Source organism: Loktanella sp. R86503 (genome assembly GCF_042466455.1).
Lineage (GTDB): Bacteria > Pseudomonadota > Alphaproteobacteria > Rhodobacterales > Rhodobacteraceae > Loktanella.
In genome coordinates, this window is record NZ_JAXHCI010000005.1 from 115,441 (window position 1) to 127,169 (window position 11,729).

Below are 11,729 nucleotides of genomic sequence, written 5' to 3' on the forward strand. Positions count from 1 at the left end.
ATACCGGAATTATACCCTACGTTACAAGATAAGTTCAGCGCACCGCATCTGCGCGGTCCAGCGCCTGTTCCAGTTTTTCCTCATCGCAGATCAGGTCCACCGGGGCGGCGGCGGCCTGCGCGGTGCTGAACTCCTCCGCTAGGGGGCCAGAGAAAAACTGCTGCATCACCAGATCGACACCAAACTGGTTCACCGTCCGCTTGTCGGGGTTGAAAAACATGCCCTGCATCGGATGCGAAGAGATAATCTCGTAGGAGGGGAAATAGGTGATGTCGTCGTAATCCTCGGCCAATTCCCCTGCCACGGCGCGCAGGACAGATTTGGAATAAACCGTCGCCGGCAACACATGGTCCTGCGTTGCCGTCGCGGTCAAAGGCACCGGAGAAACCGTCAACAGCATCCGCGCTTCTGGATTGACCGACAGCAGCCGGTCGCGGAATCCGGTCATATCCGCCAGAATTTCGGCGTGGCGCAGATTGTGAAAAACGTACTTTTCTGAATCATGGCTGCCCGCCAACGTGCCGGGGGCCATAGGGTACATCGTGCCATCGGCACGGGCTTCCCAGCCTTCGGTCAGGCCCATGGTAAAAACAAACAGATCCAGGTCCGCGAACATCGCCCGCACAGCGGCCAGATGCTTTTCGCGCAGGGCAATCACGGTGTCTGGGCTATCTTGCCCTACCGGATCCACGCTAGGACGCAGGGCATCAAAATAGCGATCGCCCTTCTGCCAGACCCGTTCCACCGGCGTGCGGTTGCCATGCGCCTCGTCGAACAGCTGCACCAGTTGGCGTGTGGTATAGATATTGCCATAGCGCCCCGAAAAGACACCGTAACCCCAATCGCGGGCCTGGGCTGCATCCGCAAACACCGGCGGGGCCGGTTCCATGTCCATGTAATTGGCCCCCCGCAGTGCAAGATTACGGCCAATGTGCTGGGCAAAGCAGCTGCCAGCGGTTGCCACACGGTCGGCCTTTTGCAACGCCAGCGGCGTCCACAAATCCTGCATATCCGCCATATGGCGCGCTGCAACGGCTGTTTTCCAAAATGCCTTTGGCGGCTGGGTTTTGTAAGGGTTCACAGTCACTTACTGACCTTTCAATGCAATGTCGCGCAACATGTCTGCCATCGCCGTGCGGGGATCTGCGCCCGTGGCAGCGCCCTTACCAGCCGCTTTAGGCCGGCCCGCGCTTTGCACCGTCAGCGACTGCAGTCGGGCGCGGGTGTCCAGAATATCCTCCAACTCGGTGCTTGGTGCCATCAAGATAGCCCGCACCCAAGGCGAGAGTTGCTCAAAGGAAAAGGCATGTCCCATCGTGCCAAAATAATCCGCATGCAGCGCCACGGGGGCGGTCTTGCGAAACGGCATAGCGGCAAAGAAGGGGCCCATGTGGTTGCACATGTGGAACCGGTCCAGCGCCGATTGCACATAGATTACCGTGGACGGAATAGACTGGGCATAAAGCGCGCAGACATCCGTGGCCACCACCTGTGCCAGATCGGCGTTATCGGCCAGCCCGGGCCAGCACTGTTCGCGGTAAGGGGCCACAAGACGCGGGAAATAGCGTGTCAAATCCGTCTGCGGATTGGCCGTTAGTACGACACTGCCCGGATGATGCCAGCCATAGAAAAGCGCGGCAAACCCGCCCCCCGATGATCCCATAAACACGACTCGGTCCACATCCAGCGCCTGCTGTAGATCGCGAAACAGGACAGGCAAAATATCTTGCGTGGCAAAACCATCATGGCCCGCGAACCACGACATACCAAAATCGCCATCCTTCAGCATGGACGGATCGGACACGCTGATCTGATGGGCCTGCCCCCGAAGTTCAGGCAGGAACCCCATAAAGGCAGGCACTTCGCGCGTCTGGCGGTCAATTGCGCCATGAAAGGTGACGAACAGCGTGCGGGCCTGCGCCCCGCCATGACGAAAGTGTAGTGGAATCCGCTGGCCGTCATGCACAACATCGTGGCGCACAGGTTCAGCCGACGGCGTCAAGAAGGGGTCAAGCTGGTCGGTAAACATGCAGGTCAACTTTTCGAATTCTGATCGCAGTGTCGGCGAAGGCTACGGGCATTGCTTCATAACCTTCTTTGCATTCGGAAATCGAGCGCCTTTCCATACCGCCTTTGATCATTAAGCAATATCGACCAAGCTTAGTCCTTCGTCGCGATGCAGTACGATCCGGTGATCACCCCGGTCGTCAGTCCAAAAAACCCGAAACCGGCGTCCTGTTACACTGCTGACAGCCCGTTCCATTTTCGGAACCAGCGTTTGGCCAAAGCTGAACAGTGTCGCCATATAGCCAGAGCGGTAGCCCGACATCAAAAAGCCAAAGGCAGGGGCAGGTTGCGCATCTCCCTCTATGCCAGACCACCACCCTTGCGGGCGCGGCATACTGACACCGCTTTCGATGGGCAAAAGCTGCGGGCCCGGCAGCAAGGATGCGGCCTGCATAATCTGCCCGCCCGGGGTCGTAATCCGGTATCCAGATTCCGACGGCTCCACATAAGAGCCGGGGGCCGTATGGAACCACTGCCGCACATCATGGACAGTGTCGCGGTTGTCGATAAAGACGTCGAACACGAGCAACCATTCGCTCGGACGAAAGACCAGCACGCGATCTCTCCAGATTGATCCGAACAGCTTGCAGCGGGTTTCAATTGCATAGGTGCCGTCTTGGGACACGCCATTCACAATAGCGCTGCCATAGGGTTTCACACCCTTGCGCGGGTTGTTGCGGCCGTCAAATTCCAACGTGTTATGGGCGCGTGTCGTTTCCATGTGAACACGCATGGGATCGCTATACCAATGGCCGTCCAGCCATAGCTTTGAGCCTTGTTCAGTCTTGCCGATGTAACCATAGCGCCCGGCATCGACCAAAATTGCCTCGCCCCGGTCATGCCAGACAAAGCTGAGGTCATCGGCATGTTTATGCGTACGCGAATGAAAAGCCGCCGTCTGCGCCAGATAGCTGTCGCGGGTCATGTCGTCCGGGGCAGCAGGGTCAGGCTGGCGCACCACTGCATATCCGCTTTGCCGCATCAGGTTCAAACCAGACGGCCGCAGCAGCCCAGATCCGAGTATCGTGACCGCCTGCATCGCATCGCTGCCCCACGCATTCAGCGGGGATCCCGCCGCAGGATTTTGCAGCAATGACCGTGTATCACTGTCACCAAAGTTGACGATATGGCTGCTTGGATCGATGAACCACGCCAACTGCTGCTCGATCCGGGTTGCTTGGGCCAGAAGATCGGGATCAGGGATTAGGCCGCTTTGGATGATGCCCTTCTTGAGGCTGTGCAACACCATGCGGTGGTAATCCGGCGAATGTTCGCGGTGAACGCCCTCCTCGCTGAACTGCAAAGCCAGCATGGCGCGAAATCGCGCGACGCCTTGGTCATAAAGCGCCTGCATTTGCGCATCTTCCGCTCCAAAGCGGCGCCCCAACGCAAGCTGACCCGCAATCTGGTAATAGCCGTGGTTGTTGTGAAAGGCGATTTTCGTATCATCCGAAAGCTCGGCCCGGTGCGCCTCTAACGCTGCCCAGAATTTATCTTTTGCTGCGTCAGATAGCAGGCCTGCGGCACGGGCTGCATCAAAAATGTAAGCCAGCCGGTAAACCCGCATGCCAACGGCCATGTCATACCAAGCCATGGCCGATACCATCTGTGCATCCCGCGGATGCTGATCGATCCAGTCCAATGCGACCTGCAGGGCTGGCTCAAGATAGATCAGATCACCCATAATGTTATGCGCATTCAGCACTTCTTCCAGCATGCTCAAGCTATGAACGCGAAAGTTCCATGACCGCAATTTGGGGTCCACGACGACCCAAGGAATGTCACCATCAAGGCGGATGACAGGGTAGTCTTTCAGCTGCCAGCCTGACTGAAGCACGCCATCAGCTGCCCTTTTAATTTTTGCATCATCAGCGTGATCAGAGGTGCTTCCGATATCGATATTGGCAAGCGCCTCATAGCCGAACCGCATGCCCTTATCACCTTGTGACATCCTGATCCTTTGTCGTCTTATATAACTTTGACAATTAGCCCCGCCTGTGGCTGACCGTCCGCTTGGGATAACCCATGAATGACGAAACAGTTCAAAACCACAATCACATCGCGCTAAGAAGCTATCTGCAAAGCCCCGCCGCCGCGCTGAAATAGACATTTCCCTTCACCCGGCAGACTTGGTAAGCAGATCAAAGCTGATGCGGGGGTTCATGATGCGTAGACTTGTTGGCCAAACGGCACTTTTGACCATTGTCGCAAGTATGACAGCTGCGCAGGACAACGGGCCGTCCTATACGGTTTTCGGCACGCCCGGCCTGCTGGAAATGCCCACCGCCGAAAGCGCGGCACCCGATGACATCGCGGCGACCATTGCCCGTTCGCCTTCAGGCGGGACGCGTACATCCTTCACCTATCAGATTACACCGCGCCTGTCGGGCAGCTTTCGCTATGGCAACTTCGACCAATACGGCACAGCAGATGCCGTCACCGGAGAGCGCAATACATTCGAAACCTTCGACCGCAGTTTCGATCTGCAATACCGCTTCAACACCGAAAGCCGCTATATCCCCGCGATTGCCTTCGGGATGCGCGACTTTCTGGGCACGGGGCGGTTCAGTTCCGAATATATCGTCGGGTCCAAATCCATTGGTGACAAGATTGTCGTGACCGCCGGCCTGGGCTGGGGTGCGATGGGGCAGCAGAACGGGTTTTCCAACCCGCTCAGCGCCGTATCCGACTATTTTGATACCCGCCCGGCCTATGTCGACCGCGAATTCGCCGAAGAAGGCAGCGGCGACGGCAATGGTGGCACCTTGTCCACCAACCAGTTTTTCCGCGGTGATATAGCCGTCTTTGGCGGCATCGAATACCAATACAGCGACAAACTGGGCCTGAAGGCCGAGTATTCGTCGATCAACTACCCCGAGGGGACCTTTACCCCGGCCATCGATTACAATTCGCCCATCAACGTCGGTCTGTCCTACCGCTACACGCCCAATGTCGAACTGGGTGCGGCATGGATGTATGGCTCTGAACTCAGCCTGCGCGGCACCTATATTCTGAACCCGGCCGACAGGGAAACCGCATCGGGCCTTGATAGCGCCCCTGCCCCTGTGCGCGTGCGCACCGCCGATCAGCGCGCCGCCGCCACCTGGAACCGCACTGCCCAGCCGGAACCTGCGGTGCGCAAGGGTCTGACGGATCTGCTGGCGATCGAGGGGATCAAGCTGATCGGTCTGGAAATCACCGACCGCACCGCGCGTCTGCGCTATGAAAACACCCGCTTCCGTTCCGAAGCCCAGGCCATGGGCCGCGCTGCGCGGATGATGACGCAGGTCATCCCGCCCTCGGTGCAGACCTTCGTGATGGAGCCGGTGCAGAACGGCCTGCCCCTGTCTGCCGTCAGCCTGCCCCGCGCGGGAATAGAGGCGGCTGAAAACCGCGTCGGCGGCACCGATGCCCTGCTGGCCAGCGCTGGCGTGACCGCTGCTGGCACGGTCGCCGGTCTGGTCACCCAACCCGATCCGGACCCCAGGTTCCAGTGGGGCATTGCGCCCTATTTCTCGCTTATCCTGTTCAACAAGAACGAGCCGCTGGATTTCGACACCGGCCTTGCGCTGGATCTGGAATACAGCGTGAGCCGGAACCTGAAACTGGCGACCCGGGTGCAGCAAACCGCCCTTGGCGCGCAGGATCCGCTGGATTTCACCGAAAACGTCAATGACTACGCCAATGTGCGCACCGATAGCGCCTATTTCGGCCGCGATGGCACGCCAACGCTCGAATACCTGACGGCGACCTATTACACCCGCCTGACGCCGGACATTTATGGCCGCGTCACCGCAGGCTATCTGGAACAGATGTATGGCGGCGTCTCGACCGAGGTGTTGTGGAAGCCCGTCGCCTCGCGCCTGGCTGTCGGAGCAGAGGTGAACTACGCCATGCTGCGCGATCAGGACATGGGCTTTGGCTTTGCCCAGTATGAAACCCAAGAGGACGGAAGCCGCGTCGAAAATGGCGACTACAGCGTCACCACCGCGCATCTGACGGGCTATTACGACATCGGCCGCGGCTATCATGCCTCGCTCGGGGTCGGCAAATATCTGGCCGGCGATGTGGGCGCGACCTTTGCACTGGACCGCGAATATGAAAACGGCTGGAAGGTGGGCGGCTATTTTACCCTGACCGATATGCCCTTTGACGATTTCGGCGAAGGATCATTCGACAAGGGTATCCGCATCACGATCCCCTATGACTACTTCATCGGCACCCCATCGCGTAAATCCGTGACCACCACAGTGCAATCCCTGACCCGCGACGGCGGCGCAAAGCTGGATGTGCAGGGGCGACTTTATGAAGTGGTCCGCGACGGGCAACTTGGCGATTTGACAGATACCTGGGGGCGGTTCGGGCGATGAACATGATGAAAGCAGCCCTTGCGGGCGCGGCCACACTGGCGATGACCGCCTGCGGCCCACTCAATGACGGCAATATCGCCGTCGGTGCAGTAGAGGCACTGAAAACCCGTGTGTCCGGCGCGCCCGCCGCGCCCGTGCCAACAGCCCCCGTGCTGACACGCGCCCAGGTCGACGCCAACCCCGGCGGGTTCATGGTGCTGAACGCCTATAGCGGCACAATGGTCGCAGCCCTTGTAGCCAGCGCGCAGAACGGCAACCGCACGACGTGGCTGTCCGCGGACGGACCGTCCGTCACCACGCAAAACGGCGTCATGGTCGCCACCCGCGGCTTTCCCCGCGATCTGATGGCCGCCGATGTGGACAGCGTCATGCGCGCCCTGATCGCCGGCGGCGGCACCGCCACCCGCGTGCATGAAACCCTGTCGGACACCGACCAGATCATCACGCAAAGCTTTACCTGCGCCGTCGCCTCCCAAGGGCGCGAAACCATCGGCATCCTCGGCCGCCAGATCGCCACCGAACGCTTTGGCGAGGCCTGCACCTCTGACGCGCTGTCCTTTACCAACCAGTACTGGATCGACGACAGCGGCAAGATGGTGCGCAGCCTGCAGGCCATCGCGCCCGATACCGGCTATATCCAGCTGGACCGGCCTTAAAGAGGGCAGGTCAAGGCTGACACAAAAAGCCCCCGGCAAAGCATCACCGGGGGCTTTTTAATTAGTCGTAAAGCCGCCTGTTACAGGATAAAGTCAGTGGCCTGCAGTACAGCAACGCCATTAACCATGATATGCATATCCGCCGCACCGTCGCCGTCCAAATCAACCATGACCATCACACCGCCGCGGGCAGACTGGGCGCGCACGTCGCCTTGCCCGTCAGCTCCGTCAAAGGCGACGCGCCCGACGAAATCAAACGCTTGATCCCCCGTCCGCCGTGCATTGCCATCAAGATAGGACAAATCGATCCGGTCCTGACCGATCTGGAAGTCAGCAATCGTATCACGGGTCGCAGCCGTGGTGCCGCTGTCAGATTCACGCCGGAACACAAAGATATCGGCCCCCGTCCCGCCCGTCAGCAAATCAGCCCCCAGGTCGCCATAAAGCCGGTCATCACCATGCTGCCCGAATAGACGGTCATCCCCGTCACCGCCAGCAAGACGGTCGTCGCCATTCTGCCCGCCAAGCAGATCGTTGCCCGATCCCCCCTCGACCCGGTCATCGCCGCTATGACCATAGACAACATCGTTGCCCGACCCGCCCGACACGATATCGTCACCAAGCCCACCGCCAATCCAGTCGCCACCAGCGTTACCAATGATCCGGTCATCACCGCCGCTGCCGACAAGCCGGTTCCGGCCGCCGTTCCCCATGATGTAATCGTCACCGTTCCCGCCGTAGCCTTGCTCGATCACCACACGTGCTGCAATGGTGTAACCGCCTATGACACCGTCAACTGAGGAAACATAACCGCCGCCACCGGCAGAAGAGGTCAGGGTCGCCGCCCGCAGATCAATGGTCGCGTCGTTTGATCCGGTATACTGGATCCGGTCCGCACCGCCCGTGTCCCAGATTGTTTCCCAGCCCGTACCGCTGCCGTTGGACCAGCGCAGCCCGTATGTGCTGTTGCCGCCGTTGTTGTCCGACGCACCGTACATCAGCTGCAAGGCGGCGATATCCAAGGCCATTGGCCCGCTGCTGGACCCGAAGGCATCGGTCCACGTCGGCTGGTCCGACGCATACCCGGGATTATAGGACATGGCCGTAAAGATGCCCTGGTTCAGGTTGCCCCGGCCATAATCGTCAAACGCGCTGGTTACACCCGCCATGATCGCGGACCCCGCCCCGTCATCATGGGGGTGCATCAGACCCAGACCGTGCATCAGCTCGTGCGTGATGGTCGTGGCTCCGTTGCCGCCCACCTCTAGATTGCCGCCTGCCTGGCGATCAAAGGCGGCACCATTAAAGACCCCGACGCCGGCTTCGAAATAGGGCCCGGGCGAATAGAAATAGCCCAGCTCGTTATACCCCATTTCATTGGTATCCAGCACCAGCCGGAAATCGGCCTGGTCAGGATTGTTTACAATGCGAAACTCGATATCGGCCACGGCTTCGATCTGGTCAAAGGCGTATTGAAAGCGCGACCGCTCGTAGGCGTTGAAACCTTCTCCGGTAATCTGTCCATCAAAGTTTTCGCCAGCACGACCAAAATAAACCGTCACGACGTGATCATTCAGTATCGTATTGCCCATGATCGAATCCAGCGGGCCCGCAGGCGCATCCGGGGCCGGTGTGTAATTGGTGCTTGGGGTCGTCGGAAAGATCGGAATTGTCGGGGTGCCCCCCGCGCTTGTCGTCTCTTGCACGCTGACCGTGTAATTGCCGGTGCGGCCATCGTTATAGCTGCCAGCAGCAATATAATAGGTTCCGCTGGTACCGGGCGTAAATGTCAGCTGCGAATTGTAGAAACTGCCGCCATCATCATTCTCTGCAATCAAAGTGCCATTCGCACTGTAAAGCCGCAAATAGGTATCACTGACCGCATTAAAGCCGCTGCCGCCCAGGTCGATCTGTACCGTCTGCCCGGCCGTCAGATTGATCCGGATCCAATCCCGGTCACCGACAGTTTCGAGGACACCATTGAAGGTGCCCCCAACCTGAATACTGGCAGTTGTCGCAGTCGAGGCAGCAATATCGGGCACAGGCGTAATCCTTCACAACGCAAAGATGATTGCGCAGCTCAAATTACTCCCGCGCGTAAACATCTTCGTAACGAATGATATCGTCTTCGCCAAGATAAGACCCGGTCTGCACCTCGATCAAAACCATCGGCACCTTGCCGGGGTTTTCCATGCGGTGCACGGCGCCAAGGGGGATATAGACGGACTGGTTTTCGCTGACCAGTTTGACGTCCTCGTCCACGGTCACCTTGGCGGTGCCCTGCACAACGATCCAATGCTCGGACCGGTGGTGGTGGCTTTGCAGGCTCAGCGCGGCGCCGGGGTGCACGACGATGCGCTTGACCTGAAACCGCTCGCCGACGACTAGGCTTTCGAACCAGCCCCAGGGGCGGTGATCCTTGGGAAAGCTTTCGGCCTGCGGTGCCTTTTGGCTTTTCAGCGCGGCGACCGCCTGCTTGACCTCTTGCGTGCGGCCCTTGTGGGAAATCAGCACGGCGTCGGGCATGGCGACGGCGACGATGTCATCAAGGCCGATGCCGACAATCGCCTGCCCCGGCACTTCGGACCGTAGCAGCGTATTGGTGCAGTCGATCGCCGTGGCGGGACCGGACAGGGAAACGCCGTTCGCCTGCGTCTCGCGCCAGACGGCGGCCCAATCGCCAAGGTCGGACCAGCGGCCGGTGAAAGGCACGACCGACAGATTGTCCGCCTTCTCCATCACGGCGTAATCAATGGAAATCGCCTGCGCCTGTTCCCACTGAGTGGCGGCAAGGCGGGTAAAGCTAAGGTCGGATTTGGCGTGATCCAGCGCGCCTTGCACGGCCTTGACCATGTCAGGGGCGAATTTTTCATATGCTGCTTTGATCGTCGCGGCCGAAAACAGGAAAATACCTGCGTTCCACAGATAACGCCCTTCGGCCAACATCGCAGCGGCGGTATCGGCATCGGGCTTTTCGACAAAGGCCTTCAGCGGCTGGGGTGCCACATCGCCCGTGGGGGCAGCGGCCAGTTCCAGATAGCCATAGCCCGTTTCGGGCCGGTCGGGGCTGATGCCAAAGGTCACCAGCTGACCCGCCTTTGCCGCAGGCAAGGCAGCCGCCACAGTCGCGTTGAAAGCTTCCGCATCCGGGATCACGTGATCCGACGGTGCCACCAGCAACATCGCATCCGGATCCTGGGCATACACATGCAGCGCCGCCGCCAGCACCGCTGGTGCCGTATCGCGCCCTGCAGGCTCGATCAGCACAGCGCCGGGCGCAATGCCGGCAGTATCCAGCTGCTCTGTCACGATAAAGCGGAAGGCATCGGCAGTGACGACCACCGGGGCGCTATACCCCTCGCCCGCCAGCCGCGCAGCGCTGGCCTGAAACAGGCTTTCATCGCCCATCAGCGGGGAAAACTGCTTGGGGTAGCTTTTGCGCGACAAGGGCCAAAGCCGCGTGCCGGAACCACCACACAGAAGGACGGGCGTAATCATGTTTAATCTACCTTTTGTCTTTATGGTGCCGTGCTTAACGGGATTTTATGACGCCTTCATGCCTAAAATGTATCTGCGCAAGATCATTTTGTGGCCAAGCCCGTAAATTACCCCGCTGCTATTTACTTGCCCTCGCCTTACATTTCGCAACCATCGAATGCCCACTGCCGCAAAAGCTGTTTTTCAAAAGCTTACGCAACCCCGCGCAATCCCAATCGCTTTCGGCGCTGTCATTCACACCAGCCTTGCTCCATTCAGGTCAGTGTGATTAGTCAAACCATGACCGTTGCCTTGCCAGATACACCGCGCGCCGCACCGATGCCTCAGTCACTGAAACCGCCTCGGTTCCTCAGTGCCCGCACGATTACGGCCCTGATCCTGCGCGAGATGGAATCGACTTACGGGCGCCAGCCGGGGGGGTATATCTGGGCTGTTTTGCAGCCGGTCGGTATGATCGTGCTTCTGTCGATGGCCTTTTCGCTGCTGGTGCATAAGCCCCCGCTGGGTACGAACTTTTTGTTTTTCTATGCAATCAGCTATCTACCTTTCGACGTCTATAGCAGTTTGCAAGGCAAGATCGGCAGTGCACTGTCCTACTCGCGGGCCTTGCTGTTTTACCCGCGCGTTACGTGGATTGATACAATTCTTGCGCGTTTCCTGCTGAATACGCTGACCTTGTTCACCGTCTTCTTTATCGTGACAGGCGGGATCAACTTAATGTATGAAACCCGCGCGCATATCAGCCTCATTCCGCTCATGCAGGGCCTTAGCATGGCTGCTATTCTTGGCCTTGGTGTTGGTATGACAAACTGCCTTCTTGGCGGGCTGTTTCCAGTCTGGGATACAATATGGGCCATTCTGTCACGCCCGCTTTTTTTGGCCTCTGGCGTGCTGTTCCTGCCAGAGGCAATGCCCCCGGCCGTACGCGATGGCCTCGCCTGGAACCCGCTTATCCATATCATTGGCTTGGTGCGGCAGGGGTTCTTTCCAACCTATGAAAACAACCTTGTTTCACTGACCTACGGCTATGGGTTTGGTTTGGTATTGATGGTGCTTTCTTTGATTTTTTTACGCGCCTATTACAAAACCATCCTGCAACAATGACACCCTACATTTTGCAAGAGGTCATGTGGCCTGA

8 protein-coding genes are annotated in these 11,729 nt (G+C 58.9%); 3 read left to right on the forward strand and 5 right to left on the reverse strand.

Translation table 11 applies throughout. The features are described 5' to 3' along the window. Positions 1-34: 34 nt before the first annotated feature. The 3 genes from SJY10_RS16930 to SJY10_RS16940 form a co-directional block, all read right to left on the reverse strand. Positions 35-1,087 (reverse strand): GSCFA domain-containing protein, encoded by a 1,053-nt coding sequence (locus tag SJY10_RS16930; protein ID WP_386685121.1) that lies wholly within the window; start codon positions 1,085-1,087, stop codon positions 35-37. After that, positions 1,088-2,029: a hypothetical protein gene (locus tag SJY10_RS16935; protein WP_386685123.1), complete on the reverse strand. Its 942-nt coding sequence runs from the start codon at positions 2,027-2,029 to the stop codon at positions 1,088-1,090. A 111-nt stretch (positions 2,030-2,140) separates the two neighbouring features. Then, on the reverse strand, positions 2,141-4,018 hold the full coding sequence (locus tag SJY10_RS16940) for a heparinase II/III family protein (protein WP_386685125.1): 1,878 nt from the start codon (positions 4,016-4,018) through the stop codon (positions 2,141-2,143). Positions 4,019-4,229: 211 nt separating this feature from the next. Between SJY10_RS16940 and SJY10_RS16945 the strand changes: the two genes are divergently transcribed. Both SJY10_RS16945 and SJY10_RS16950 read left to right on the forward strand, forming a co-directional pair. Continuing rightward, the gene (locus SJY10_RS16945) at positions 4,230-6,437 is read left to right on the forward strand and encodes a YjbH domain-containing protein (RefSeq protein ID WP_386685127.1); all 2,208 of its coding nucleotides are present in this window, start codon (positions 4,230-4,232) and stop codon (positions 6,435-6,437) included. Then, positions 6,434-7,093, forward strand: coding sequence for a YjbF family lipoprotein (locus SJY10_RS16950; protein ID WP_386685129.1), 660 nt, complete (start codon positions 6,434-6,436; stop codon positions 7,091-7,093). The genes SJY10_RS16945 and SJY10_RS16950 overlap by 4 nt, the downstream gene beginning before the upstream one ends. A gap of 80 nt (positions 7,094-7,173) precedes the next feature. Here SJY10_RS16950 and SJY10_RS16955 read toward each other — a convergent pair whose 3' ends face one another. Together SJY10_RS16955 and SJY10_RS16960 are read right to left on the reverse strand one after the other, a co-directional pair. Next, the gene (locus SJY10_RS16955; RefSeq protein WP_386685131.1) at positions 7,174-9,135 is read right to left on the reverse strand and encodes a M10 family metallopeptidase C-terminal domain-containing protein; all 1,962 of its coding nucleotides are present in this window, start codon (positions 9,133-9,135) and stop codon (positions 7,174-7,176) included. Between the two features lie 43 nt (positions 9,136-9,178). After that, the gene (locus SJY10_RS16960) at positions 9,179-10,591 is read right to left on the reverse strand and encodes a mannose-1-phosphate guanylyltransferase/mannose-6-phosphate isomerase (RefSeq protein ID WP_386685133.1); all 1,413 of its coding nucleotides are present in this window, start codon (positions 10,589-10,591) and stop codon (positions 9,179-9,181) included. A gap of 264 nt (positions 10,592-10,855) precedes the next feature. Between SJY10_RS16960 and SJY10_RS16965 the strand changes: the two genes are divergently transcribed. After that, positions 10,856-11,695, forward strand: coding sequence for an ABC transporter permease (locus SJY10_RS16965; RefSeq protein ID WP_386685135.1), 840 nt, complete (start codon positions 10,856-10,858; stop codon positions 11,693-11,695). The last annotated feature ends 34 nt before the right edge of the window (positions 11,696-11,729 follow it).

Excerpts from the sequence above, each read along its gene's own strand:
- SJY10_RS16960 (WP_386685133.1), bottom strand. The coding sequence starts at position 10,591 with ATGATTACGCCCGTCCTTCTGTGTGGTGGTTCCGGCACGCGGCTTTGG.
- SJY10_RS16935 (WP_386685123.1), bottom strand. The coding sequence starts at position 2,029 with ATGTTTACCGACCAGCTTGACCCCTTCTTGACGCCGTCGGCTGAACCT.
- SJY10_RS16940 (WP_386685125.1), bottom strand. The coding sequence starts at position 4,018 with ATGTCACAAGGTGATAAGGGCATGCGGTTCGGCTATGAGGCGCTTGCC.
- SJY10_RS16950 (WP_386685129.1), top strand. The coding sequence starts at position 6,434 with ATGAACATGATGAAAGCAGCCCTTGCGGGCGCGGCCACACTGGCGATG.
- SJY10_RS16945 (WP_386685127.1), top strand. The coding sequence starts at position 4,230 with ATGATGCGTAGACTTGTTGGCCAAACGGCACTTTTGACCATTGTCGCA.